This is a genomic window from Mesorhizobium jarvisii (genome assembly GCF_003601985.1).
In the GTDB taxonomy this organism is placed as follows: Bacteria; Pseudomonadota; Alphaproteobacteria; order Rhizobiales; family Rhizobiaceae; genus Mesorhizobium; species Mesorhizobium jarvisii.
Genome location: NZ_QZXA01000012.1, coordinates 70,648 through 96,494 on the forward strand (window position 1 = coordinate 70,648; position 25,847 = coordinate 96,494).

26 protein-coding genes and 1 pseudogene are annotated in these 25,847 nt (G+C 61.5%); 17 read left to right on the plus strand and 10 right to left on the minus strand.

The genetic code is table 11. The features are described from left to right. Positions 1-16: 16 nt before the first annotated feature. The 4 genes from D3242_RS27125 to D3242_RS27140 all read right to left on the minus strand — a co-directional run bounded on the left by D3242_RS27125 (position 17) and on the right by D3242_RS27140 (position 2,594). A complete protein-coding gene (locus D3242_RS27125) occupies positions 17-517 on the minus strand; it encodes a cupin domain-containing protein (RefSeq protein WP_064980392.1) in 501 nt (166 codons plus the stop codon). Between the two features lie 188 nt (positions 518-705). Beyond that, complete coding sequence (locus tag D3242_RS27130; RefSeq protein ID WP_064980393.1) at positions 706-1,620, minus strand: LysR family transcriptional regulator; 915 nt, start codon at positions 1,618-1,620, stop codon at positions 706-708. Positions 1,621-1,851: 231 nt separating this feature from the next. Continuing rightward, positions 1,852-2,127: a hypothetical protein gene (locus D3242_RS27135; protein ID WP_027169812.1), complete on the minus strand. Its 276-nt coding sequence runs from the start codon at positions 2,125-2,127 to the stop codon at positions 1,852-1,854. 191 nt (positions 2,128-2,318) lie between these two features. Beyond that, a complete protein-coding gene (locus tag D3242_RS27140; RefSeq protein WP_064981611.1) occupies positions 2,319-2,594 on the minus strand; it encodes a hypothetical protein in 276 nt (91 codons plus the stop codon). Between the two features lie 222 nt (positions 2,595-2,816). Here D3242_RS27140 and D3242_RS27145 point away from each other — a divergent pair, with 222 nt between their 5' ends. The 6 genes from D3242_RS27145 to D3242_RS27170 all read left to right on the plus strand — a co-directional run bounded on the left by D3242_RS27145 (position 2,817) and on the right by D3242_RS27170 (position 7,233). Then, on the plus strand, positions 2,817-3,668 hold the full coding sequence (locus tag D3242_RS27145) for a patatin-like phospholipase family protein (RefSeq protein ID WP_064980395.1): 852 nt from the start codon (positions 2,817-2,819) through the stop codon (positions 3,666-3,668). Positions 3,669-3,899: 231 nt separating this feature from the next. Continuing rightward, positions 3,900-4,169 carry a BufA1 family periplasmic bufferin-type metallophore gene (locus D3242_RS27150; RefSeq protein WP_064980396.1) on the plus strand — a complete coding sequence of 90 codons (270 nt, stop codon included), beginning with the start codon at positions 3,900-3,902 and terminating at the stop codon, positions 4,167-4,169. A 41-nt stretch (positions 4,170-4,210) separates the two neighbouring features. After that, a complete protein-coding gene (gene bufB, locus D3242_RS27155) occupies positions 4,211-5,239 on the plus strand; it encodes an MNIO family bufferin maturase (protein WP_064980398.1) in 1,029 nt (342 codons plus the stop codon). Then, the gene (locus D3242_RS27160; RefSeq protein WP_064980400.1) at positions 5,226-6,011 is read left to right on the plus strand and encodes an HvfC/BufC N-terminal domain-containing protein; all 786 of its coding nucleotides are present in this window, start codon (positions 5,226-5,228) and stop codon (positions 6,009-6,011) included. The genes bufB and D3242_RS27160 overlap by 14 nt, the downstream gene beginning before the upstream one ends. Positions 6,012-6,022: 11 nt before the next feature. After that, on the plus strand, positions 6,023-6,499 hold the full coding sequence (locus D3242_RS27165; RefSeq protein ID WP_064981614.1) for a DoxX family protein: 477 nt from the start codon (positions 6,023-6,025) through the stop codon (positions 6,497-6,499). Between the two features lie 26 nt (positions 6,500-6,525). Further along, complete coding sequence (locus D3242_RS27170; protein WP_064980402.1) at positions 6,526-7,233, plus strand: NAD(P)H-dependent oxidoreductase; 708 nt, start codon at positions 6,526-6,528, stop codon at positions 7,231-7,233. A 64-nt stretch (positions 7,234-7,297) separates the two neighbouring features. Here the strand turns inward: D3242_RS27170 and D3242_RS27175 are convergent, their stop codons facing one another. Next, positions 7,298-8,206 carry a LysR family transcriptional regulator gene (locus D3242_RS27175; RefSeq protein WP_064980404.1) on the minus strand — a complete coding sequence of 303 codons (909 nt, stop codon included), beginning with the start codon at positions 8,204-8,206 and terminating at the stop codon, positions 7,298-7,300. A gap of 170 nt (positions 8,207-8,376) precedes the next feature. Here D3242_RS27175 and D3242_RS27180 point away from each other — a divergent pair, with 170 nt between their 5' ends. Further along, entirely contained in the window at positions 8,377-9,453 is a 1,077-nt protein-coding gene (locus D3242_RS27180) for a class I SAM-dependent methyltransferase (protein WP_064980406.1), read from the plus strand. Positions 9,454-9,496: 43 nt separating this feature from the next. Further along, positions 9,497-9,796 (plus strand): putative quinol monooxygenase, encoded by a 300-nt coding sequence (locus tag D3242_RS27185; protein ID WP_064980408.1) that lies wholly within the window; start codon positions 9,497-9,499, stop codon positions 9,794-9,796. A gap of 299 nt (positions 9,797-10,095) precedes the next feature. On the opposite strand, the gene D3242_RS27190 is transcribed toward D3242_RS27185, so the two are convergent. Further along, complete coding sequence (locus D3242_RS27190) at positions 10,096-10,986, minus strand: substrate-binding domain-containing protein (RefSeq protein WP_167470464.1); 891 nt, start codon at positions 10,984-10,986, stop codon at positions 10,096-10,098. Between the two features lie 299 nt (positions 10,987-11,285). Then, positions 11,286-12,737: an ROK family transcriptional regulator gene (locus D3242_RS27195; RefSeq protein WP_167470465.1), complete on the minus strand. Its 1,452-nt coding sequence runs from the start codon at positions 12,735-12,737 to the stop codon at positions 11,286-11,288. Between the two features lie 195 nt (positions 12,738-12,932). Between D3242_RS27195 and D3242_RS27200 the strand changes: the two genes are divergently transcribed. From D3242_RS27200 to D3242_RS34045, 7 genes and pseudogenes are all read left to right on the plus strand, one after another. Further along, complete coding sequence (locus D3242_RS27200; protein WP_245435306.1) at positions 12,933-13,658, plus strand: sugar phosphate isomerase/epimerase family protein; 726 nt, start codon at positions 12,933-12,935, stop codon at positions 13,656-13,658. 79 nt (positions 13,659-13,737) lie between these two features. Beyond that, complete coding sequence (locus tag D3242_RS27205) at positions 13,738-14,862, plus strand: substrate-binding domain-containing protein (protein WP_064980411.1); 1,125 nt, start codon at positions 13,738-13,740, stop codon at positions 14,860-14,862. Between the two features lie 160 nt (positions 14,863-15,022). Beyond that, the gene (locus tag D3242_RS27210; RefSeq protein ID WP_223217869.1) at positions 15,023-16,555 is read left to right on the plus strand and encodes a sugar ABC transporter ATP-binding protein; all 1,533 of its coding nucleotides are present in this window, start codon (positions 15,023-15,025) and stop codon (positions 16,553-16,555) included. Next, positions 16,552-17,514, plus strand: coding sequence for an ABC transporter permease (locus D3242_RS27215; RefSeq protein WP_064980414.1), 963 nt, complete (start codon positions 16,552-16,554; stop codon positions 17,512-17,514). The genes D3242_RS27210 and D3242_RS27215 overlap by 4 nt, the downstream gene beginning before the upstream one ends. Before the next feature lie 103 nt (positions 17,515-17,617). Beyond that, entirely contained in the window at positions 17,618-18,277 is a 660-nt protein-coding gene (locus D3242_RS27220; protein WP_064980416.1) for a gluconate 2-dehydrogenase subunit 3 family protein, read from the plus strand. Then, positions 18,267-19,907 (plus strand): GMC family oxidoreductase, encoded by a 1,641-nt coding sequence (locus D3242_RS27225; RefSeq protein ID WP_064980417.1) that lies wholly within the window; start codon positions 18,267-18,269, stop codon positions 19,905-19,907. Before D3242_RS27220 ends, D3242_RS27225 begins: the two co-directional genes overlap by 11 nt. A gap of 54 nt (positions 19,908-19,961) precedes the next feature. Next, positions 19,962-20,159: pseudogene (locus D3242_RS34045) on the plus strand (gfo/Idh/MocA family oxidoreductase); the annotation flags it as partial. Between the two features lie 121 nt (positions 20,160-20,280). Here D3242_RS34045 and D3242_RS27235 read toward each other — a convergent pair. Next, the gene (locus tag D3242_RS27235) at positions 20,281-21,267 is read right to left on the minus strand and encodes a hypothetical protein (protein ID WP_147377493.1); all 987 of its coding nucleotides are present in this window, start codon (positions 21,265-21,267) and stop codon (positions 20,281-20,283) included. Between the two features lie 1,405 nt (positions 21,268-22,672). Between D3242_RS27235 and D3242_RS27240 the strand changes: the two genes are divergently transcribed. Then, on the plus strand, positions 22,673-23,425 hold the full coding sequence (locus D3242_RS27240; RefSeq protein WP_223217868.1) for an outer membrane protein: 753 nt from the start codon (positions 22,673-22,675) through the stop codon (positions 23,423-23,425). 472 nt (positions 23,426-23,897) lie between these two features. On the opposite strand, the gene D3242_RS27245 is transcribed toward D3242_RS27240, so the two are convergent. Both D3242_RS27245 and D3242_RS27255 read right to left on the minus strand, forming a co-directional pair. Next, entirely contained in the window at positions 23,898-24,221 is a 324-nt protein-coding gene (locus D3242_RS27245) for a hypothetical protein (RefSeq protein ID WP_064980420.1), read from the minus strand. Between the two features lie 184 nt (positions 24,222-24,405). Further along, positions 24,406-24,819 carry a transcriptional regulator gene (locus D3242_RS27255; RefSeq protein WP_064980422.1) on the minus strand — a complete coding sequence of 138 codons (414 nt, stop codon included), beginning with the start codon at positions 24,817-24,819 and terminating at the stop codon, positions 24,406-24,408. A gap of 331 nt (positions 24,820-25,150) precedes the next feature. On the opposite strand from D3242_RS27255, the gene D3242_RS27260 reads away from it, so the two are divergent. After that, positions 25,151-25,762, plus strand: a complete 612-nt coding sequence (locus tag D3242_RS27260; RefSeq protein WP_064980424.1) for a hypothetical protein — start codon at positions 25,151-25,153, stop codon at positions 25,760-25,762. The last annotated feature ends 85 nt before the right edge of the window (positions 25,763-25,847 follow it).

A 25,847-nucleotide genomic window follows, 5' to 3' on the forward strand; every position in this document is an offset into this window, starting at 1 on the left:
CGCTCGAGAGCGACGTTCACATCATGTGATCGTCGTGCATCGCAGGCGGCAGAACGTCGGCCGAATAAAGCACAGCCGGAACCTTGCCGTTGTTCTTCCACCAATGGGCGAGTTGGCCGAATTCGGCCGTCACGTCGCCGGCCGGATGTTCGATGCCGACCTTGCAGGTGCTGCGGTATTCGGTGATCGAGCCTTCGACGATGAGGATGTTGGCGGGGCGAACATTGTGCTCATGCCACGGCACGACGCCGCCGGGCTGAACGACGAGCTTGCGCAGGCGCAGCATGTTGCCTTTCCAGGCCTCGCCCTTACTGCTCAGGTCGATCGCGGAGAGAACCGTGTCGACAACGCCGACCGGCTTGCTGGGATGCTCCTGGATGTCGCTCGTGGCCGCCTGGCCGGCAGGGCAGTCGCCGGCAGAAGCCGGCGCCACGGAAAAGGCAGCGGTCGCGGTAAGCAGTCCGAGTGTCAGCGCCAGGTTCAGCGGCGCCCGTAATGCAATAGTCTTGGAAGCCATGTTATTTCTCCTTTGTCAGTGCCCAATCGCAGAGGCGGGGCATGGGAAGAGAGTGACGGCAGCCTCGAAGAAAGAGAAATGCTGACTGGCTCTTAAATCGATACCTGAAAACTATGGTCGGAGATCACGACGCACGAAAGTGCGCGAGAGGTTCTGTCGCGCAACGCAGGAGTTTATTTGATTTTTATTCAGGCCGCGGTCCTGCGGATTGCTTGAGCCAAGGCACTTTCCGGCCAGCCATGCGCCTTGACGCTGTTGACGAAGGCAGATGCCGCTGGTGAGAACCTGCGCCCCGCCACGACCACCAGAGACACTTCCCGCCAGACTTCCGGGTCGATGACCGGCCGGACCTGCAAGCCCGGGATCACCGCGCTGAACTCGGGGATGAAGCAAATCCCGAGACCACCTGAGACCATGTTCTGGATCCAGTCCTCACGCTCGCTGGCGTAGGAGATCCTGAGCTTCACGCCCCGGTCATTGCACAGGCCGGCGAGGTGATCGCGATACTCGCAGTTCAGCCGCCTGAGGTAATTCTCGCCGTCGAGTTCGGAGATGGCGACATTGTCGTTGCGGGCCAGCCGATGGCCGTTTGGAAAGGCCAGGACGAAGCGCTCGCGATACAGCGGCGTGACATCGAACCGCTCCGGAAAACTGTTGCTGGACGCCATGATGGCAACATCGATTTCGCCGGATTCAAGCAGTTGCGAAAGCGAAGCCGGCACGCCTTCCACCAACTGCAGCTGGATGCCCTGCTGGCGCCTGTTGAATTCGGCCAGCAGGCCGGTGAAGCGGCGCGGACCGATGGTGCACATGACGCCTACCTTGAGATTGGCATTTTCCAGGCACAAGAACCGCGAGGCCTCCTGCCGCACTCCGGTCAGTTCGTCGAGGATCTGTTGAAACCGGGGGCGCAGCAGCGCGCCCAGGTCGGTCAGGTGGGTCAGGTTCCGCTCGCGGCGAAACAGCAGGCCGCCGACCTCGTCCTCCAGCTGCTGGATCGCACGCGACAGCGCCGGCTGGGTGACGTTGCACTTTTCGCCGGCGCGCGTGAAGTTTCGCGTCTCGCACACGGCCAGGAAGTAGCGGATGTGATGAATGTCCATGCCGATTTGTCCCGAATTGCAAACGAAGGTTTTTCGTAGCTTCGGAGCGTGCAGCAAAGCCTGTCTCGGCGCCAATGCACTACCGCTATAAAGTCGATAGCGGTCCGTCATGGCGCGGCGATCGCGCGTGGTAGGCATCGTGTTCGGCTGGGACTCGCCGAAAGAGACGATGGCGAGCAGGAGGCTCGCCATCGTCCTGGTGCCGGTGTTGCCCGGGGCGGCCCGAACAGCTCAGTTGGCGCCGCCGAGCGCCTGCAGGTTGGCGCAGAATTCGGCGTGCGGCTTGCTCATCGCCGCATCCTGACATTCCTTCATCATCGCGCCCTGCTTGTCCTTCGCCATCGCGTCCCAGGCGGCCTTGAACTCGGCCTTGGGCTTCATCGTCTTCATGCTGGCGTCGGTGAAGAAGGGTTGCATGTTGGACGGTTCGTCGAGTGCGCCGGCGAACGAAACGCCGCTCAGGACGGAAAGGGCAAAAGCGCCGAGGCAGATGGCCTTGATATTCATGGTAAGATCCTTCTCTGAGGTTGGGCAATCGTCCCATCGACGACTGCGGTATTGATCGGCAGCAATTTAAAACTCTGCGGTTCCTCCTTGCCGAAATGGACTTTGCTTCAGTCGGCCTGCAACTCGCCAATGCCATCTGCGTATGAAGTTTATGCCGGTTCTGCATCCTGCAGATCCTTGGCGGCACGCCGCTAGTTGGCACCACCCAGAGCGAGCACGTTGGCGCAGAATTGGGCATGAGGCTTGCTCATGGCGGGGTCATTGCACGCCTTGGTCATCGTCCGCCGGTCGTGCTTTGACATGGCGAACCAGGCCTTCTTGAACCCGGCCATCGGCTTCATCGTCGACATCGCGGCGTCGGTATAGAAGGTCGGCAACGCTGCCAGGTCGCTGAAGGGGTCGGCACAAGCCGCCCCGGCAAGAAGACCGAGGGCAATCGCCCCCAGACACGCAATTCGTATTCTCATGACACACGCTCCTTTGTGCTGAGGCGACCGCCTTGGTGCGGGGTTCAAGCAAGGTTCCCGGATTTCCGCCTGTCTGACAAAAGCTTGCGGCGTGTGGGCGATCGCAGCCAATGCAATCTGCCTATGGAGTTCATGCCACCTTGGCATTTCGCCGACGGAAGAAGTTGCGGCAGTCTTTCCATCAAACGCCCAGCCTGGCGTTTTGGGGATGGAGACTGAAACATGCATATCCAGACCGGAACCGAGACCGACCAAGCCGTCGTTGCAAGACCCACAGTGGATGACCGGCAGGTCGTGGACATTGTCCTGGCGAGCGACGCGCACGGCGCCTTTGTCTGGGGCGTCTTCGACCGCTTGCTTGACGAACCCAGCCTTTTCATCGGCAATATCACCGCGTCCGGCTTCGGCGCGATGGAGGCCGCTGTTCTGGCCTATGGCCTGGCGCTGGGCGGCCGGCGCGGCGCGCGCACCGCGCTCGCCAACTTCTGGCGACGCGTCAGCCACGCATCGATGTTTACCGTCAATGCGGCAAGTCCGCTGCGATCGATCCTGGAGCAGTCGATCGATATTGCGGTGATCCGCAACAAGAGCCGCCCACTGCAACTGAGCATCCTGGCCTCCAATGCCCGCACCGATGCCGTGAAGATCTTCGCCGGCGATCAGTTGTCGATCGACGCGATCCTGGCGGCCGCGACGATCCCGTTCCTCTTCCCGGCCGTCGAGATCGACGGGGAAACCTATTGGGGCGACGGCGATCTTTCGGCTTCGCCGGCCCTGCCGTCAGATGCCGGTCATCGGCTGGTGGTCACGGGCAAGCCGGCACTGTTCATGACGCCGTGCGCGGATCGCCGCCCCGCCGCCACTCCTTGTGCGATGAAGTGCGCCCCAACCCAGGCCATCTTCGACAGCCAACACCGCGCCGGCGCGGCCCTGTTCACGAGGCCCTGGACCGACTGGGGTGAGCTGACCGACATGCGTGACCGGGGACGCGAACGTGCCGGAGACTGGCTTTTCGCCGAGCATTCCATCGCAGACGAATGCTCGGCCGTCGACCGCAAGAACCGATACGTCTAGGCGCCTCCTTCCCGCCTAGCCGCACCTGCTTCGCACACTCCCGAACGCAGGCGCCCAGCCCTCCGGTGCCCCCGCCGGAGGGCTTTTTGCGTGTGGCCGCTTCAACATAGTGGCCGCGTATCAAATCCATGCCGAGACAGCATTTCAGCTCAGCATACGGATCGGGGACACTGCTGGCAGACAGGTCGCAAGGCCAGTCTTTCCCTCGAAACGCAACCAGGAGACACGACCGTGATCAATACCAGGACCCTCATCGGATCGGCCCTCGCAGCCGCCACTTCGCTCGCCGCCACGGCGGCCTATAGCGGCCCCGCCGCCAAGCCCAGTTTCTCGTTCGAGAAATGCTACGGCGTGGTCAAGGCCGGCCAGAACGACTGCCAGACCGCGACGCATTCCTGCGCCGGCACCGCCACCGCCGACAACCAGCCGGATTCCTGGCTCTACGTGCCCGCCGGCAGCTGCGCCAAGATCTCCGGCGGCAGCGACAAGCCGAAAGCCTGAACCATCCAGACTTCAAGCCACCCCTTGAAAGGAGCAGACCGATGCCCCGTGCGTTTCAACCCCTCGCGATTCCCGCATCAGCGGGCATCGGTCTCCGCTCCCCTCACATCGGTGAAATGCTGACCCGAAGGCCTTCCGCCGGCTGGCTCGAGGTTCATGCCGAGAATTACATGGGAGATGGCGCCGGCGTCGAGGCGCTGGAACGATTGCGCCAGACCTATCCGCTGTCGGTGCATGGTGTCGGCCTGTCGCTGGGCAGCGCGCGAGGAGTGAGCCCCGATCATCTGGAGCGGCTGCGCAAGGTCTGCGAGCGCTTCCAGCCGGATCTTGTTTCCGAGCATCTTGCGTGGAGCGTCGCCGACGGCGCCTACCTCAACGATCTTTTGCCGCTGCGCTACGACGAAGAGGCCCTGGCGATCGTGGCCCGCAATGTCGCGACAGTCCAGGATACGCTGAATTGCCAAGTGCTGATCGAAAATCTGTCCGCCTATGTTGCCTTTGCAGACTCCTCGATGAACGAGGCCGAATTCCTGGCCGAGCTCGTGGAGCGGACCGGCTGCGGACTGTTGCTGGATGTCAACAATGTCCAGGTCTCGGCGCACAATCTGCAATATGATGCAAAAGCCTTCATCGATGCGCTGCCAGTAGAGGCTATCGGTGAGATCCATCTTGCCGGACATGCGACCAATCACGTCGGGACCGACACCGTGCTCATCGACGATCATGGCTCGCGCGTGCCACCGGTTGTCTGGAGCCTCTACCAGCATGCCATAGACCGGCTCGGACCGCGCCCGACGCTGATCGAATGGGACACCGACGTCCCGGTTCTCGATGTTCTGCTCGGTGAAGCCATGTGGGCCGACATGCTCACTGCTTCGATCATGTTCAACCGCAAGCAAGCCGCCAGACAAACTGCGACAGTCACGCCGCAGCCGATGCCCACCTCCCTTTCCTTCGAAACCGAAACGACGACGAGCATGCCAGTGCTTGCCGCATTTGCAGCTGCCAGGGCCGCCCGGCCTTCTGCAGCGCTGCCCTCAATCGAGGAGGGATACCATGCTGCCGCTTGAGCATCTGCAGACCAGCATGGCGCGCTCCGTGCTTGCCATCGAGCCATTGGTCAGCGCGAAAATGCTGACCGCCGGCAAGGCCGATCCGTTGGCCCGCCTGCGCATTTATCAGAACAACACGCGCAGTTCGCTCACCGCGGTGCTGATGGCGGTCTTTCCCGTCACGGTTCGCCTTGTCGACGAACGGTTCTTCCGCTTCGTGGCGAGCGAGTTCATCCGGCGCCACCCACCGGTGGAGTCCCGGCTGGCGCACTATGGCGCCGGCTTCCCGCGCTTCCTGAAGACGATCGACACGCTTTCCGATATGCCTATCGTCGCCGAAACGGCGCGGCTCGAATGGGCCATTGCCGAGGCACTCGACGTGGCCTCGCTACCGCCTCGGACCCTGGCGGAATTTGACAATACCGATCTGGGGCCTTCGCTCGATATCCTGTTGCAGCCATCGCTGCGATTGATTGTCTCGCACTGGTCGATCCTGTCGGTGTGGACAGCGCATCAGCAGGGCGCGGCCGTCGACCACCACAGCCCCTGGACGAGGCGCTCCGAACGCGTGGCGTTGTGGCGCGCGGGAGACAGCGTCCGGCTGGTTCTGCTCGATCGCGCGAATTTCGCCTTCCGGCATTCCCTGAATCACGGTCTTGGCCTGGAGCACGCAACAACCCGTGCCCTCGCCCTCGATCCGGCGTTCAACCTCGTGTCCGCGCTCGTGCGCCTGTTCGGCGACGGGCTCGTCACAAACCTGCGCATCGCCGCGCATCCCCTCTCGAACTGATGGAGACAATCATGTCCGCAATTTCAGATCATTCCTCGACCAGCCTAGGCGGCTTCGTCGCTGTCTACCGGCGCATCATCAAGCTGCCAGAACGCATTCCATTTTCGCTGATCCAGCTTGCGGCCCGCGTCGCGGTCTCACATGTCTTTTGGCAATCCGCGCAGTCGAAGCTGGCATCCTGGCCGGTGACGCTGCAGCTCTTCGCCAATGAATACAATCTGCCGTTCATCGATCCGTCGATCGCGGCGCCGCTCGCAACGGCCGCGGAACTCACGGGTTCGGTGCTGCTCTTCCTGGGGCTATTGTCCCGCCTTGGCGCACTGATGCTGCTCGGTGTCGTATCGGTAATCCAGATCTTCGTTTTCCCGGAAAACTGGGCCGAGCATCTGCTGTGGGCCTCGCTGCTGCTGCTCGTGCTGACCCGGGGCGCTGGCGTCTTTTCGCTCGATCACGTTGCAGAGCGGTCTTTTTCAGCATCCAGAAAGTGAAGATGTCGACCAGATAGGGAAGCACGATGCGCATCTTCATCGTCCATGCCCACCCCGAGCCCAACAGCTTCAACGGCGCCCTGACCCGCGCAGCACAGGCGGCACTGTCCCGGGCGGGACACGAGGTCATTGTTTCCGATCTCTATGCCATGGGCTTCAATCCGGTATCAGATCGCCGCAACTTCACGACCATCCGAGATGCCGACTATTACCGCCAGCAATCAGAGGAGGCGAACGCGGCTGCCCATAACGGGTTCGCCCCGGACATCCAGGCCGAGATGGACAAACTCTTCTGGTGCGACGCCTTGATCCTGCAGTTTCCCCTCTGGTGGTTCGGGCTGCCGGCGATCCTCAAGGGCTGGGTTGACCGGGTGTTCGCGGCGGGTGGCCGTGTCTACGGCGGCGGCAAATGGTATGATCGCGGTGTCTTCGCAGGAAAGCGCGCGATGTGTTCCGTCACGATCGGAGGACCGCCGCCGATCTATTCGAGCCGCGGACTGAATGGGCCAATCGCTGAAATCCTGTTCCCGATCAACCACGGGATGCTCTACTTTGTGGGGTTTACGGTGATCGAGCCGTTCCTTGTGCACGCACCAGCGCGCATCAGCGACCGTGAGCGCCGGATGTGCCTCGATCGTTACCGTGAACGCGTCCTCGGCCTCGCGCATGCCCCTACTGTCGCTTATCCGAAGCTCGCGGACTTTGACGACACACACGTTTTGAAATCGGCGTGAAACAAGTTGGCGCTGTTCATCAGGACAGTGAACCGCGCGCTGGCCAAAGCCGCATGGGACTAGCCTAAAGGCCGCTTGGATCCTTGGCGTCCAGCGCCATCTGCCAGTCATACTCCATGACCGCCTTGGCGAATGCGGCGATGGCGGGCGAAGGCGAGCGCTCCGCGACGGACACCAGCGACACTTCGCGCACAATCTCGGGATCGACAACCAGCCGGTGGCAGACGCCTGGCTGGCTGGCCGAAAATTCCGCGATGAAGCATACGCCCATCCCCGCCGCGACCATCGCGAGGATCCAGTCCTCGCGCTCGCTGCGATAGGCGCTCTTGATCTCGAAGCCGAGGTTTTGGCAGAGCGCGTCGATGTGGTTGCCGTATTCGCAGTTGATGCGCTCGAGATAGGGCTCGCTGCGCACATCGCTCAGCTGCAGCGTATTGCGCGTCTCGAACGGATGTCCAGTCGAGAAGGCGAGGCCGAAGCGCTCCGTATAGACCAGCTCCGCCTTAAGCCGGTGATCGAACGGCTGCGGCCGCGCCAAGAGCGCGATATCCAGTTTGCCTTCCAGCAAGAGATCGCTGAGATGATCGGCGGCGCCTTCGATCACAGTGACCTCGATGCCGGGATAGCGTTCGCGGAAGGCATTGAGGAAGCCGATGAAGCGCAGCGGGCCGATGGTGCACATGACACCCAGCGTCACTGGCGCCGTCTCCAGCGACAGGAAGTTTTTGGCCGTGCGCTTGGCATGCTCCGAGCGCTGCGCGATCTCGTCGAGGTGACTCCGCATCAGCCGGCCGAAATCGCTGAGCTGGACATGGCCCTTGTCGCGATGGAACAGGAGACCGCCGAGTTCCGCTTCAAGCTTCTGGATGGCGCGCGTGAGCGCAGGCTGGGTGACGTGCGCTAGGTCGGCCGCACGACGAAAGTTGAGCGTCTGGCAGGCTGCCAAAAAGTAGCGAATCTCATGCATTTCCATGACACATCCCCACTGATGCCCGGCATGCATCGCCGCAATCAGAAGTCGGCATTATCGGCGGTCCCTATCCTTAGGTAAACTTTCTCCGCTGTCCATGGCGAGGCCAATACGGCGGGAGCAGGCTTGTCGCCCTTGGCGAGTGTTTGGGATCGAGCTGGAGGAGAAAGCCGATGCTGGAGCGCAACAAGGACAATCAGCCCGATCAGGAAAAACTGGAGGCGCTGCTGGGAAGAATGGTCGGCGATCTTGGCGCGATCACCACAGGGGCCGCTGTGCTGTTGGGAGACAGGCTTGGCCTGTTCTCGGCGATGAGCGAAGGCGGCAAGATGACCGCCGGACAGCTTGCCAAAAGGACCGGCACCCAAGAACGGCTGGTCCGCGAATGGCTCTCGGCGCAGGCGGCAGCCGGCTATGTCGAATATGAAGAGGCCGGCGACAGCTTCTACCTCAGCCCCGAGCAGGAGCAGGTTTTCGTCAACGAGGACAGCCCGGCCTTCATGGCTGGCGCTTTCGAGGTGGTCTCGACACTGTGGCTGGACGAGGAGAAGGTCAGGCAGGCCTTCCGCTCTGGCAAAGGTCTTGGCTGGCACGATCACAGCGCCTGCCTGTTCCGCGGCACAGAGCGCTTCTTCCGGCCGGGCTACAACGCCAATCTGATCGACTCCTGGCTGCCGGCGCTCGACGGCGTGGTCGACAATCTTGAAGCGGGCATCGAGGTCGCCGATGTCGGCTGCGGCCACGGCGCCTCGACGGTGCTGATGGCCAAGGCCTTTCCGAAATCGCGCTTCACCGGCTTCGACTATCACGCGCCGTCGATTGAGCGGGCGCGCGCCGTGGCAAAAGAAACCGGCGTCGCCGGCAACACGCGCTTCGAGGTGGCGGCGGCCAAGGATTTTCCCGGCACTTACGATCTCATCGCCTTCTTCGACTGCCTTCACGACATGGGTGATCCGGAAGGTGCCGCCAGACATGTGCACAAGGCGCTGAAGCCGGATGGCACGTGGATGATCGTCGAGCCCTTCGCCAATGACAAGCTTTCGGCGAACCTCAATCCGGTCGGCCGCATCTACTACGCCGCCTCGACCTTCATCTGCACGCCGGCCTCACTGTCGCAAGAGATTGGGCTGGGGCTCGGCGCACAGGCCGGCGAGGCAAGGCTGCGCAAGGTCGTGTCGAGCGGCGGATTCAAGCGGTTCCGCCGCGCTACCGAAACACCGTTCAACATGGTCCTCGAGGCCCGCCCGTGAGGTCCGTGGCGCAAAGAGTTTTCGCAATCGATTGGAGGGAGGCATGACCGCTTACAACGTCGTTCGGTTCCGCACCAAGCCGGGCAAGGAACAGGCATTCATCGATGCGCACAAGAAGGCGACGCTTGACGTCGAAGGCTTCCGCAAGGGCGCGCTCGTCAAGACCGGCGATCGGTCATTCTGTGTCATCGGCGAATGGAACGACATGGACAGCCTCGCGGCGGCACGGCCGCAAATGATCGGCCTCCTGGATACGATGCGTGACATGCTGGAAGACCTCGGCGGCGACCTCGGCGTGACCGATCCCGTCTCGGGGACGGTCGTTGTGGATATCAAGACCTGAAGGCCGATCGGCTCTGAAGAATGCGCGCCTCGGGGCTAGCTGGAAGTAGCCAACTTGATGATTCTGCGTGGATAGCCGGCTCCGCGTGCTGCAGGCCCCCGGCAACCTGCGCGGACGGGAGTTGCAAGCGGGGCCTGAGCTCGTTGCGAGATTGGCGCGTGCTGCGAGAAAGGATTGAACTCTAGCTTACATTAATAAATCAATGACTTATCGGCTATTTTGTAACATTGTGACGACCGCCAGAATGACCGTGGATAACCTTCGAATCGATGGGCGTGTTTGCCTCCATGAGGCGCTCTTTAACCTCTAGTAACGTCGGCTGAATAGAAGCTGGGCGCGCCGCCGACGTGCTCGTAGACTTCCGCGACATTGCCAGAGGTCACTGCGACGCCCGGAAGCACAATCCACGGCGGCACAGCATTGCCGGTCAGCCCGACAATCGCGGCCGCGGCAGCGATCTCCCCCTGTTCGAAAGGCCGTTGCGCCGCAACGCCCTTGACGATCGTTCCTTCGCGAAGGGCCTCAGCGATCGCGCTACCGAGATCAACCGTGGTCATGACCGGGATCCGGGAGCGGCCAGAAAAAGCCGGCAGCGATGCAACTGCTGGCTCGTCCCAGACGACAAACAGTCCATCAAGATCAGGGTTGGCATCAAGGTAGAGACCGACAGCGCTGCCGGCATTTGCTGGCACTTCGAATTTCAGCTGCGTCAGCGTGATGTCCGGGCGCTCGTGCCGCATCCACTTGCCGAATGCGATCTCACGCTGCGCCGTCGCGAAGAAGTCGACATTGTAGGCAGCCACACAGACTGTGCCGTTCTGCCGGATGTGCGGAGAAATCAGACTGGCGGCGATCTGGCCAAGCCCGAAATTGTCGGACGATATGACACTTACATAGTCGGTTTCTTGAAGCAGGCCGGAAGGCGCGTTGTCGAGCAGGACGAGCTTGATCCCGGCGACCGCCAGTTTGCGGAAAGCTGCGGCCACGGCCGTGCTTCCGACGGGGATGCTGATCACGGCATCCGGCTTCGATAGCACCAGCCGTTCGATCGCTGCGATCTGGGTGGCCGGGTCGTAGCCGCAATCGACGATGTCGACGACGACGGCGCCCGCCTGCTCCAAGCCTGCCTTGATGCCCGCGATCTGGCGCTGCGCCCAGTCCGAAGCGGTCGTGTGCAGAACAATCGCCACGCGGAAGGCTCTTTCCCTGGCGCGCTCCAGCATGTCGGCAGACGGGCGCAGCAATTCGGGAGATGCCGGCCGTTCGCCATGTGGTCCCAGGCCTGCAACCAGCGGACGCGCAACAGACGAAACCGGCAACACACATCCGGGTGGCATTGCCGCATCAGCTCTCTGCATCCCGTTGCTCCTCCCATCCGCCACCTCTGCGGGCAGCTGTATTGAATCAAACCTACCGCAGGGGTTCGGGTTTGCAAGCGCCACGGCTGATCGCGGCGACTGAGCGACAGCCGGTTGGGCGGGCTGCAAGCTCAACCGCCTGTCGTCGCCGTCTTCTCGACAGCAGCCAGCAAGTTGGCAACCCCGGCGTGGGCAAGCGGCGTGCCCGATACGATCCATTCGCTGAGGAACGCGGGGGCGAACAGTTCGGTCACGGCGACAGATGCGGCGCCGACAAGTCCAGCCGACCGCCCCATGCGCGAATGGACAATACTGATATCGCGGCTGATGAGAGGCTGCGCGTGCCCGTAGATGCCCTCGCGGATCGCCGCCAGGCAGATGTCCCCCGTTTGGGACAGTTCCCCGCCGAGAACGATCATCGACGGATTGAGGATATTGGCCAGCGTCGCCAGGACTGTGCCGATCAGCCGTCCGGATTGCGCCAGCAGGTCGGCCGAGAACGGGTCGCCGAGGCGGGCCGCCGTGCCAATGTCGGCCGCCGTCACCGTCCCGGTCGCGGCGAGCGTTTCGCCGAGAAGACGGCTTCGCCCCTGTTCTGCCGCTAGTAGGCCGGCCTGGGCGATGGCATCGCAGCCGGCGACGGTTTGCAGGCAGCCAACATTGCCGCAACCGCAAATGCGCTTGTGCGGCTCGCCGGCGTAAACATGCCCTATCTGTCCCGCTATGCCTTGCGCGCCACGATGCAGGCGGCCGTCGACAACGATGCCGGCGGTGATATCCGAGCCAAGGTCGACATAGAGCAAGTCGCGGCTGGCTTCCGCCGACAGGGCGCTTAGTTCACCCATCGTTTCCATCTGCACGGCGCCCCGCACCCAGACTGGCGCTTGGAAACGATGTATCAAACGCTCCAGAAGCTTCGCCTCGTCCCAAGCAGGCATCGCACTAAGTTTGGGGATCGCCAGGCTTTTTGAGTCCCTCTGCTCGACCGACCCCGGCGCTCCCAGACCAATCGCCCACAGCGGAGCACCATCCTTGCCGAGCGACCATTTGAACAGCGCCTCGAGCCGATCGAACAGCGCCTGCGCTGGGGAAGCGGCGTCGAAATCTTCGTAGTGCTCAAGGATGAGCCGCCCGTCCAGATCGGCGAGACCGAGGCTGATGGTGTCGCCGTCGATGTTGGCAACCAGAATGCGCGCGGCCTCCGATCGAAACCGCACCAGACGCGGCGCACGCCCGCCTATGGAGCGCCCAACACCGCCTTCGTCGACAAGGCCGAAGGCAGCAAGCGTCGAGAGGCGGTCCGTGACCACGGCGCGGCCGAGCCGGGCTTCTCGTTCGAGGTCGAGGCGCGTGCAAGGTTCACTCGATCGCAGAATGTTGAGAAGCGAAACAAGACTCTGGCGTTCGGCTTCGAGGGCTTTGACGCGGTCCGTCGTCGCCGGAGAACCCGTCTCCCCGGATCGATCTGCATCCGCAACTGCGGTGCGTCCCAAGCCAGTCCTACCCACAGCCGATCGCTCCTTCGTCGTCCAACATGGACGAGCGCTTTCAGAAGACGCAATGCCTAATTTCGTCGCTAACACAGAAAAGTAAATTGACTTTTGATTTTTATCAACTAAAGATCCGTTTCAAGATGCAAAAGCATATCGGGACGTGTCGGAGGAGACGCCATGACTGCTTGGAAGCTGGCCTATCACGCCAATTGCTGGGGTCCACTTGGGGGCGACGCCGTTGGCGTTACCTCAATCAACCGATTGGCCTACCGGACCTTCGGGGACATGGCCGTGGCCGCGCGCGATATTGCAGCAGCGGGCTATGATGGCATCGAGTTCTTCGACGGCAATGTAGTCGAAAGCGCAGGCGACCATTACGCCGCCATCCGCAATATCCTCGCCGACACCGGCCTGTCGCTGGTCTCGGTCTATGCCGGCGGCAACTTCATCTTCAAGGACATCCTTGACGAAGAACTGGCTCGCGTCGCCAAGGCGGCGGACGCAGCCCGTGCGCTCGGCGCCGAGCACCTGGTTGTTGGCGGCGGCGCGCGGCGCCACGACGGGACGCGGCTAAGCGACTACGATGCCTTGGCTTCGGCGCTCGACAAGGTGATGGCAATCGCTGCGGAGCACGGCCTGAAGGCTCACTATCACCCCCACCTATCCACCATCGTCGAGAACCCCGACGAGGTGCGGACGATCTTCGGCAAGACCGCAATCGGGTTCTGTCCTGACACCGCGCATCTGGCCGCTGCCGGAGGCGACGTGGCAGCTATGGTGCGCGAGCACGCATCACGCATTTCCTATGTCCACCTCAAGGGCTGGCAGCGCGACCCGTTCGCCTTCGTGCCGGTCGGCCGGGGCGATTGCGACAACGGCGCCGTGATCCGGGCCCTGAAGGACATCCGTTACACGGGTTGGATCTGCAACGAACTCGACGCCTGGGCCGATCCTGCCGCCGGCGCGCGGGAAAGCCACGCCTTTGTGCAAGCGGAACTTGCCAAAGTCTGAAGTTACCGACCGGCATAGACGCCGGGAAGCGCCTGTAACTGCAACAACGAAAACCAAACAACATCAGGGAGGAAACACCATGCGCATGAAAACCTTGCTTCGGTCGACGGCAATCTGTCTGACGCTCGGCCTCGGCCTTGTCTCGAACGCCGCCTACGCCACTGACCCCGCCCAGGCGCTGACCGAGATCGGCCAGCATGTGATGAGCCTCGGACCGAACGGCGAGAAGCCGGAAGCCGCCTCGAGCGTCAAGCTTACCGATGAGGAACTGGCAAAGATCAAGGAGATGCATGCCAGGGCCGCCATAGTCATGCACTATGCCGGCAACGACTGGTCGCAGGCGCAGATCGAAGGCCTCAAAGCGCAGTTCGCCACCATGGGGATCGAAGTCGTCGCCGTCACCGACGCAGGCTTCAAGCCCGACAAGCAGGTGTCCGACCTCGAGACCGTCATGGCCCAGAAGCCCAATATAATCGTGTCCATTCCGACCGACCCGGTCGCGACCGCGGCGGCTTACAAGGCGGCCGCCGACGCCGGCGCCAAGCTCGTGTTCATGGACAACGTGCCGAAAGGCTTCGTGGCCGGTAAGGACTACGTCAGCTCCGTTTCTGCAGACAACTACGGCAACGGCGTCGCCACAGCGCACCTGCTGGCGCAGGCGCTTGGCGGCAAGGGCGATGTGGGGCTGATCTTCCATGCAGCCGACTTCTTCGTCACCAAGCAGCGCTACGACGCTGTCAAGAAGACGCTGGCCGAGAACTATCCGGACATCCACGTCGTTGCCGAGCAAGGCATCGGCGGTCCCGACTTCTCAGGCGATGCCGAGAAGGCGGCTGGAGCTCTGCTCGTCGCCCATCCCAGCATCAAGGGCATCTGGGCGGTGTGGGATGTGCCCGCGGAAGGCGTCATATCCGCCGCCCTCACCAATGGCCGGGACGATCTGGTGATCGTCAATTGCGACCTCGGCGAAAACGTCGCCATCAACATGGCGAGCGACGGCCCGGTAAAGGGCCTGTCGGCGCAGCGGCCCTATGACCAAGGCGTGACCGAGGCCATGCTGGCCGGCTACGGCCTGCTTGGCAAGCAGGCGCCGGCCTATGTCGCGCTGCCGGCACTGCCGGTAACCAAGGCCAATCTCGCCGATGCCTGGCAGCAGGTCTACCACAAGCCGGTCACCGACAAGATCAAGCAAAGCATGCAGTAAACTTCGCACACAGGTCCTCCCGGTGGCGATGGTTCGGCCGAGTTCAAGCAGAAGCGCAGCGTTTCTGTCCGACAGGCCGAACCAATCCCCCACACGACGCAACCTTTGTTTTGCCCCAGGTGTTGTCATGACCACTGCCAACGCAGCCGAAGCCGTCCGAATGCGAAATGTCAGCATGCGTTTCGGCGGTGTCCGGGCGCTTGACGACGTTCATCTCGACGTTAGCCCGGGCGAAGTGCACGCGCTGCTCGGTGAGAACGGCGCCGGCAAGTCTACAATCCTGAAAATTCTCCGCGGCGTGCAGCCGCCAACCTCCGGCACGGTCGAGATCGGTAGCGTGCCGCTAGCCACCTTCACCGCCGAGGCCGCGCGCAATGCCGGTGTCGCTATGGCGTTCCAGGAAATGAGCCTGATTCCGACGCTGACGGTGGCGCAGAATGTCTTCCTCAACCGCGAGATCATGACCAGCTCCGGGCTCATCGACGACAGAACCGCGGTGGCCGAATCGCGAAAGCTTTTCGCGCGCATGGGCGTCGAGATTGACCCCAGCGCCAAGGTCTCCGACATTCCGGCTGGACACCGACAGCTCACCGAGATCGTCAAGGCGACATCGCAACCGTGCAAGGTCTTGGTGCTGGACGAGCCAACCACGGCGCTGTCGCAGAACGAGGTCGAGCGGCTCTTCGACTATGTGCGCCAGCTTCGCGGCCAGGGCGTCGCCATCGTCTATGTCTCGCACCGTATGGACGAGATCTTCCGCATCGCCGACCGCGCTACCATCTTGCGCGACGGCAAGCACATCATCACCGCGCCGATGTCAGAGTTCACGCTGGAATCGATGATCGCCCATATCATCGGCCGACGCTCTCGCGGCTTCTCCGACGTGGTGCGCGAGACGGCGATGATCGGCGAAGTGCTGCTCGAAACACGCGGCCTTTCGGGCTCCAGCAAGCCTATCGGTATCGATCTGACGCTTCGCCGCGGTGAAGTAGTCGGCGTCGCTGGCCTGCTGGGCAGTGGGCGCTCGTCGTTGGCGCGCGTGCTGGCCGGGGTCCAGCCGATGACTAGTGGCGAGATCCGGATCAAAGGCAAGGTGGTTTCGATCGCTAGGCCGCGAGATGCCATCGACGCCGGCATTGCGCTGGTGCCGGAAGATCGCGCACGGCAGGGATTCGTCGCCTTCCATTCGGTGGAAAGCAACATCGACCTGCCCAACCTTGATCGCCTTTCGACCAAGACATTGGTCGATCGCACCAAGTCGGCGGCACTGGCCGAAAGCTCGATCCAGCGCCTGCGCATCAAGACCGACTCGCGCAAGGCGACCATCAGGACACTGTCGGGCGGCAATGCGCAGAAGGTGGTCATCGCCAAATGGCTGGCGACCGAACCGGAGGTGCTGATCCTCGACGAACCAACCGCCGGTATCGACATTGGTTCGAAATCGGAGATCGTGACGCTGATCCGCAACCTCGCCAAATCCGGCAAGGCAATCCTGGTGCTGTCGTCGGAGTTGCAGGAACTGCTCGCCGCTTGCGATCGAATCCTGGTGATGTCGGAAGGCCGCGTCGTGCGCGACATCGCCCGTCACGACCTCGACGACGCCGCCAAGGTGGACTCGATCGACAGTCTTCAGCACGCCGAACAGAAACTCAACAAATTCATGCAGGAAGCCCGCGGAGGAATTATCCAATGACCGACACGGCCGCATCAGCCAGCAAATTCTCGGCACTGGCCAACTGGCGTGAATACATCATCTATATCGGCTTCGTGGTTATCTTCCTCGTCTTTGCCGCGACGCTTGGCGACAGGGGCTTTCTCGACCCCAACAACCTGTTGAACATTATCCGTCAGACCGCGATCATCGCCGTGGTCTCGGTGACGATGACCTTTGTGCTCAGCACCGGCGAGATCGACCTGTCGGTCGGGGCAGTCGCGGGCCTCGCTTCCGTCGCCACTGCAATGGGCATCGACCAGTTCGGCATCCCCGGCGGCATCCTTTACGGCCTGGGCACCGGCGTCGTCGTCGGCGCCGTCAATGGCTGGCTGACCACCGGCATCGGAATTCCCTCGTTCCTCACCACGCTGGCCATGATGGGCATCGCACGCGGCGTCGCCATGTGGATCAGCGGCACGGCGGCGATCCCCATACTGAGCAAGCCCTACGCGGCGGTCTTCGGCGCCGGCAACATCGGCCCGATACCAAGCCTGTTGGTCTGGGTGGCAATTATCGGCATCGCCGGCCACATCGTGCTTCGCCGCACCACGTTCGGACGACGCGTGCTGGCCACCGGCGGCAACGAGACATCGGCACGCTACTCCGGGGTCAACACCGCCTCTATAAAATTCCGCGTGCTGATGCTGTCGTCCGTGGCGGCCGCCTTGGCCGGCATGCTCTATGCGGGCCGTCTCCATTCCGGCCGCTTCCAGTTCGGCGAAGGCGACGAGCTTTCGGTGATCGCCGCAGCCGTGCTTGGCGGCACCAGCCTGTTCGGTGGTGCCGGCACGGTGGTCGGCTCTATCATGGGCGCGCTGATGATTGGCCTGATCAACAACGGCCTCGTGCTGATGGGACTGGAATTCAGCCAGCAGTTGATCGCTCGCGGCGCCATCATCATCATTGCAGTCGCCATCAGCCAAACGCGCAAGCGTTAGAGGGACCGAGGAGACCACAGGCTGGGCGTTGCCAGGCATCAGGCTTGTGGTGCGCAGGTCCGACGCGTCGACCCGAAAAGATAGTTGCAGCAAGGGACATGCCATGTCTGACACCTTCTTCAATCCGCATCAGCGGGCCACCGTGGAGGCCGCGATGGCCCGCATCATTCCAACCGACGATACTCCAGGCGCACGCGAAGCCGGTTGCGTGGACTTTGTCGACCGCTATCTCTCCGGTATCGGCTACATCTTCGCCAAGCCCGACGGCTCCGGCTTCGAAGTTCTCGAAGGCGCATCGGCCAAGGCCTGGATGCAGCGCATCGAAATCATGCGCCAACGCTATGTCGCCGGACTGCTCGACCTCGACGCCCGCGCCCACGAGAGATTTTCGGCCAACTTCGTCGCGCTGGCGCCACAGCAGCAGGACGATATCCTCCACGAACTGGAGCAGGCCGGCACGCGTGCGCCGACGACGCTCGCCGTCAACGACGCGCTCGCTGGTCCGGTTTCGCCCCAACCCGCGCTGCAGCAGACCTCAACGGAGGTCGATCTCGATTTCCTGCCGTTGCTGGTCACCCACACGCGCCAGGGTTTTTATGCCGACCCCATCTATGGCGGTAACAGGAACCGGATCGGCTGGGAGGTGATCGGTTTTCCCGGCCCCGCCTCGCTGAAGGATGTGCACACGGGCCGCTACACCACGCTGCAGTATTTCGCCGACGGCGAAGCCGATAAGGTCAGGGAGTTCCACGATGGCCTATAAGACTAAACCCGCGAGAACCGACGTCGTGATCATTGGCGCCGGCGCGTCCGGCGCCGCCGCAGCAAAGGTGCTTTGCGAAGCCGGTATCAAGGTGGTGGCCCTCGAAAAGGGGCCGTGGCGGAAGAAGGAAAGCTTTGGCGGTGACGAACTCGCCAACATCAATCGCTACAATCTGTGGCCGGACCCGATCCTCAATCCGCGCACCTGGCGCGAGACCGCCTCAGACGACGCGCGTTCCGAAATGTTTTGCCCGGTGCCGCAGATGGTTGGCGGCGGCACCGTCCACTGGCAGGGTTGGTTGCCGCGCTTCACCGAGAACGATTTCCGCCTGCGCACCGTGGCCGGCGACCTGCCGGGCACCAGCCTTGCCGACTGGCCGATCACCTACGACGAGCTCGAGCCTTACTATCTCAAGGTAGAATGGGCATTTGGCGTGTCCGGCCAGCCCGGCGCCAACAAATTCGAGTCGCACCGCTCGGGCGGCTATCCGTGTCCGCCAATGCCGATGTCGCGCTATGCACAGAAGTTCATCAAGGGCTGCAACGCGCTTGGCTGGAACGCCTTCCCGACGCCGCAGGCCGCCTTGTCGCGCCCTTTCAACGGTCGCAAGGCGACGGTGGTCAGCGCTTTTGCACAGCAGCACGGGGACCCGACGGGAACGCGCTCGTCGGCGCTCAACGTTTTCATCCCGGATGCCGTTGCAACCGGCAATTTCGAGCTGCGGCCGGACTGCGTGGTTCGCGAACTTACTCTGGACAGCCAAGGCAACATCAAGGCAGCGATCTACCAGGACGCCGACGGCAACACGATAGAGCAGGAGGCTGATCTGTTCATTCTTGCCTGCGGCGCGATGGAAACCGCACGCCTGATGCTGCTGTCGAAGTCCGGACGCTTCCCCACCGGCGTTGCCAATGGCAGCGACATGGTCGGGCGCAACGTTACGTTTCACGAATATTCGGCAGCGGTCGGCACCTATGACGATCCGGTCTATGCCTGGGCCGGCGGCGGCTATGTCAGCGCTTCGACCTTCCAACATTACGAACATGACGCATCGCGCGGCTTCGTCTCCGGCGGGCACATCGCGGTGGCGGGCGTCGGCATCCCGCTGCCCATCAACTGGCGCATGCCGGGCACGCCTTCTTGGGGCGCCGAGGCTAAGAAGAACGACCGCGACCACTTCAGCCATTCGCTGGCGATTGCCATGGTGCTGCACGACATGCCCCAGCACGACAATCGCATAGACCTCGACGAAACGGTGGTCGACGCCTGGGGACTGCCGGTCGCGCGCGTGACAATCAAGCCGCACCAGAACGATCTCGACCAGGGACGCTTCCTGATCGATCGCGGTGCCGACATTCTGGAGGCCAGCGGCGCTTTGACCATCCGCAAGGTCTATGCTGACCGCGTCACCGGCAATTGCTCGCACCAGCATGGCACGGCGCGGATGGGCGACGACGGGGCGACCTCGGTGCTCAACAGATGGTGCCGGGCGCACGAAGTCGAGAACCTCTACGCAGTCGACGGATCGCCTTTCCCGACCGGCACTGGCGCCAACCCGACGCTGACCATCATGGCCAATGCCTGGCGCGTCGCCGACAAGATCATCGCCGAACGCGGGGCGGCAGCGTGATGGCGGGCGGGAGGCCGCCAAGGCCGCCCGCCACGTCCCCGATCGACCGCAGCAATGGAGAGCGCCATGAGCGGCAACCGTTTCGCTGGAAGGCGTGGCCGAATCCGCCTCGGGATGGTAGGCGGCGGCGAAGGAGCCTTCATCGGCGCGGTGCACCGCATCGCCGCCCGGCTCGACGATCGCTACGACCTGGTCGCGGGAGCCTTGTCTTCGGACGCGGGGCGCGCGGCGCGATCCTCTGCGCTACTCGGTCGACGCCATCGAGAAACTGAACGCCAGTGCAATCGGATAACAGAGTGGTCGCGAACGGGATGTTTTGGACAGGTCGCTAATCGGCCATGGGGGTTCACTCGCGAGCACCGGTGGCCCTCTTCTAAGGAGAAAGCGTTTTCATGAGCTTGATGACTTCTTTATGCCGCTCAAGATACAACTCAGCCGCTAACGAGCGAACAGGCTTGGTGGCGGAATACCAATCGCCATTGATGGGCCGGGATATTTGAGCGAGCCGCCAGCTTGTCCACGGCCGGATGTGGTTCCAACGCTTGGCGCTATAGAAGGCCCATATGACGCTTGGATCTTGCTTAGTATGGGCCTGATGCTGGCGAACTGACACCCACTCGCCGCCAGACAGGCGCAACGCTTTTCGGGCCGCCTTAGCCTCATCAGACGTAATCTGAAGCTCGCCATGCAGATGCAGCTTATTGTGATCCGAGACCTCCAGCGCGAACCACCTATCTACCTTGCGCCCAAGCGATCCTTCCAGCTGCCTGGCGATACGCTTAGACAGCCACCCGGCAGTTGATCCCTGTCCCCTAGCGCTCGCCTCGACGTCGTCGGACAGGCGCAGCGTGAAGGCCTGCACCTCTCCTTGTGATCGAAGAGCATGGTGGAACCACTCCAGCCGAGCAGGATCACTCAGGTCGCGCCAGGGCGCCGGGACAACGTGCTTGCGCAGGCCGTTGACGATCACATCATAGTCGCGCCAGAACCGGGCCTGTCGACGCTCTTCTGCATCGGTCAGGTTCTCGTGCTTGTAGGGTGTGCTGGAGGGCATGTGGTCGTTGATTATGTGAAGGACAGGGAACAGAGGGTGAGAGGGTGTAGCGTAAGTAACTGAAGTCCCTCCAGTCGAACGCAGCTTGTCTAACTCCGCAACCGCTTGGAAAAGCGGGCGAAACAGAGCGTCGCGATAGACGGATTTGACACGTGTTCTCTTTACTTTGTTGTCAACCCGCTCCTCTGCTTCGAGGGCGTTGAGTGCGTTTAGATCATCGTCACTGAGGGTGTCGAAGTCGTCATTGTCGCCGCTTGTGTTCTGAATATGCGCCTGGCAACCAGGCGCGGAACCGCTATAATCCATCACATCACCATCTGATAAGACCGGTCGCGTTTGGGAGACGCCGGCCGGTCTTTTTTTGCTGGTGAGGGTTATAGCGAAAACCATCCGGCCTGTTCGTCGGGGTTGTCACTTTCCTGAAGCAAATGATGGCGTCGACCTGTTCGCTGCGGCCGACGACCGGATCAGTGCGACGAGCCATGGTTGGGCGCGCCCAAGGAAATCACCGGAAGGCCGTGGACAACCAAGGCGCGTATTTGTCCAATCAACTGTCGAATTCCTGACCACTGATCTATTCGCTCACTCGCACAGGCACCGGTGCTACTTGGTCTTTAAGCGCGCGCTGTGGGTGCTCGTCTCTACGCGATGACTCGGTTGGGCCTCCATATTAGATAAGCGTCTATCTGGCTCGGGAGCTCTATTGAGCGTAGTCGTTGAATCGCTATTTAGCCCTTGGGCTCTTTAGCGTTGCCTAGGCTGGTAGCTCTTCGAGGTAGCTGGCATCAGGGAAGCGCTGTGACTGCTATTCGCGGTCTGGCCGCTGTCTCTCGACGTTGGAGTGTGTCGTCTGCTGCTGGTGAGCTTGCCTGTCAGTTTTAGGGGTGCGTTCGTCTGGTTGCGGGAGTGCGAAAAATTAAATTCGGGGGTTGGTTTGTCAACCGGATGCCAACTTAGTGGAAACTAGTTGTCATGTGGCGAATGATGACTTTACAGGAAGTGGTTTACATCGGCGTAAACCGTGGCCTGGGTGGGGATGGACCTGGCCTGGGGAATGGTTGACCTGCTGGTTGCCGGCGCCAACCGTCAGGCTTGAAGTCGACTGCATCCCATGAGGAGAGGCGCTTCCGTTTTTCAGATCTTGGTGGCGCCAGGACGCATCCGGATAGATAAACCGCTATTTTTCCTAGGACATCGCTTTTTCCAAGGGCAACGTTCTGGGGCATTTTGCCCATACAGGGATGTTGGTTGGTTCCTGGGGATTCGCATTGGCAGATCATGAGCACGGCACCTTCTAGCTTATGTGTAGGTGCGGCTCACCGATCTTGCGCCGGCGGTTCTCCGATGCGTTCGACAACCCGCTCTAGACCAAGGACAAGGTCCACGCCAATGAGGAAGAGGCAAGGGCTGCGCTGACGGCGATCCGGCGCGCCCTGCACCACGGCGAATACACTACGAGAACCTGTCTCCCGAAATGGGAATTGAGCGGCTAACCGAATACGGAGAGTTCTGACAGATCTCGGCGCGGGTGCTCTACAAACATTATATTAGCGTTTACTAACTTTTGAAGGTGTCAGGCAAGTGTAGGCACAGTGGTCGATACCAGGTTGGTCCAAGGCAAAATAAAGATAGTTGCAAATACATCACGCACTTTTAACACCGTCCCGGCTATTGTCGTGGATGAGGGGTTTACTTGGTTTGGGAGAAATACGTGAATAAATTCCTTGTAGTTCTGGTTGGTGCCGCCCTGTCGGCAAGCACGGCCTCGGCAGCCGACATGGTGGCGGCACCGATCGCGGGGTCGACCTACGACTGGAGCGGTTTCTATGTCGGCGGCCATGTCGGCTTTGCCAATGGCGACATCACGGCAACGGACGTAACCGAGCCGAACGGTGGGTTCTTCACCGACGCCGTGCCGGCCGGCACCGAAGGCTTCGACTTCAACAAGGGCGCCGTGGCTGGCGGTATTCATGCCGGCGCGCAGTGGCAGTGGGGCCAATGGGTTCTGGGCGGCGAGGCTACCTGGACGGCGACGGGCATAAAGAAGACCATCACCAGCCCTTACTTCCCGGACAGCGACACCGAGTCCGCCAAAATCTCGAACTACGCCACGGTCGTCGGTCGCGTCGGCTACGCCTTCGATCGCGTGCTGATCTACGCCAAGGCGGGTTATGCAGGCGGCAAGGTGGATTTCCGCGCCCGAGACAACGACGCCCTCGTGACCTACGAGAAGAATGAGTGGCAGAACGGCTATGCGCTCGGCGCCGGCATCGACTATGCCCTCACCAATAACCTCTCGCTTGGCGTGGACTACACCCACGTTGACCTCGGCCATAAGACGAGCACGGGCAACAACGTGTTCGATGACGGCACCCTCGGTGCTAATCCCGAGACCTATCGCACCAAGGCAAAGGTCGATGCCGTGATGGCCCGGCTGACCTACAAGTTCGGCATGGGTCAGTAGTTAGAGCCCATTACGGGCTCCAGCAGATCAGATCTAGGCGTCAAGGGGAGCTCCGCAAAGAGCTCCCCTTTCCTTTTTTGCACTCTTCTCTTGCTATGTATCCCCGATTAGCACGGTAAGAATTTACCGTCCGGGCTGCGGAGGACGAACGTCTTGACGCACCGACTCACAGCGGTTTTGAAGGCTCTAAACTGCAGGTGAGAGCACTGGCTAGCCGCCCTCATTGTGATCGGCGGCTTTAAGAAACAGAAGGACTTCCTGGTTGCCTCGCGGTCAGAGGGATGACGACGATAATCCGCCGCGGGTGCCCGCCTATGCCAATCCACCTCGGAAAAGCGGGGGCGGTGGTTCATGGCATTGGCCGAACCGGCGCTGATTTAGGAACGGTCTAGTCGGGGGATTGAGGGATGCCCCCGGCTGTTTTGCGCGAAAGACTTGGTGAACCGGCATACGGGTTGATCGGACGTGACGGTCAGCCGTCCCGCTTGCGCATTCGGCGTCGCTTTTCGTTCAACCGTTTCTCAGGCGGCCAGGCAGTGATGATATGCTTGCCGTCTGAAAGGACGTAGATGCGTTCGCCCAAGCGATCGATTTTGACAGAATAGATGGCTGTCGTTTTTGACCGCTTTTCGATGACTTTGGCAAAGCCGGTCTTGATGTCCCGAACCATGTTCGAGAACTCGCCGGGTCCAAGAACGATGCCGTAGCGGATGAGTAGCTGACGATGAAAGTGCCAATGCTTTTCCGGGATCGAAGCGCCGAGCCATCGTGGATTGAGGTATGGCTTCTTGCTCATCGGCAACTGCTCGATTTCTGAAACACCTGCCGAAGCAGTTGCACTCGTTCTAACGTCGGAGCTGGGTCGGTTTCGCCGCTCACGAGTCTGATGAATTCAATCCATGCGAATTCATTTGGCGTGATGGAGGTCTCTGCGGTGCGCCATCGGTGGGTGACAACTGAGATTTCGTCTTCGGCGTCCGTCATTTGCCAAAGATCCCGCGCAGCACAGCCCTTGCCCTCGACGTCAGGCTCGGGTCCGAGTAGTTGGAAGCCTTTCGAATTTCCTCCAACCAGGCCGTCTCGTTTTCGGTCACAAGGGTCCCGAAGATCTTCCGGATTGCCAACTCTGTGGTGTCGCCGCCGAGCTGCTCGACGGCCATCATGAAGAGCAGAGCGGGATCGCATTCGAGTGCCTTGGCCAGAGCCGGGACCCGATCGAGCGGCAGCTTGCTGTTGCCGACCTTGATGTTCGTCAACATGTTGTGTTGCGCGAAACCGGCCTCGGCTGAGATGAGGGACTGCGTTTTTCGCGGCTTCAGCTCGAGAATTCGCCTTTCGACGAATTTGGCGAGCCTTGTTTCGGAGTAAGGTTTGGTTGTTGTTTGCTTTTTCATAATAAATCTCTCTCTTTTCACAGCATAATTGCGCTGCTTGATGAGAGTTATAGCGATCGACTTGTGGGTTATTTCTCTAGCAATATGGCGTAACGTTTTGTATAGCGATCGCCACGCGGTTTTCTGCGTGACGCCACGCCCGGCGAGATCCGAGCGGGTATCGTAAGGGGGCGGACCGGGACCTATGCAGGCTTAGTGGTCAGCTTTTTGACCCGAAGACGGATGCCATCTGTTGCTCTGCACCGGCAGCGGTGTTCACTGTTCCCTCGCGGGCGCAAAGGTCCACATACCGCGCTATCCGAGAAGTGGCGCATATAAGGGTCTCGATCGAATGCCGAAGAAACTCAAGGTCTATCAAACCTCCATCGGCTTCTTCGACCTTGCCGTCGCAGCACCATCGATGAAAGCTGCCGCAGAGGCTTGGGGTGCCGATCCCGACATCTTCAAACGCGGATTCGCGAAACCGACGGTAGACCCCAAAGTCGTGGCAGCAACAATGGGCGCGCCAGGCGTGGTGTTGCGGCGGCCGGTCGGATCGCTAGGGGAATTCACTGAGAAGGCTGTGCTTCCTAAAGCACCCAAGGCGGTTCAGCGGGCTCCGCAGGATCGTGCGCAGCGCGCGGACACCAGCAAACAAGCCGAGATGAAATCCGACGAGAAAGCGAAACGGAACGCTGCGGTCGCTCTCGAAAAGGAAGAACGACGTGAGGCCCTCGATCGCGCAAAAGCGGAGGCTGAGAGCGAGCGTGCACGTAAGCAAAGCGAGCGGTTGGTCGCCAAGGCGAATGCCGCTTTCGAGCGGGCTCGGAACCGCCATAACAACACCATGGACTCTATCGCACAGCGACGAGAGGAGTTGGACGAAGAGGAAGCCAACGAGAGCCAAAGATGGGAACGCGAGCAGCAGGCGCACAACGACGCGCTGAAGGAGGCAGAGACGTAAGCAGGCGGTTCCACTGGTGCTGCTTCCTTAGGTCCTGTTCTCACGCGCGGCTTATGGCTAGCGCGAACATCATTTTTGGTGAACT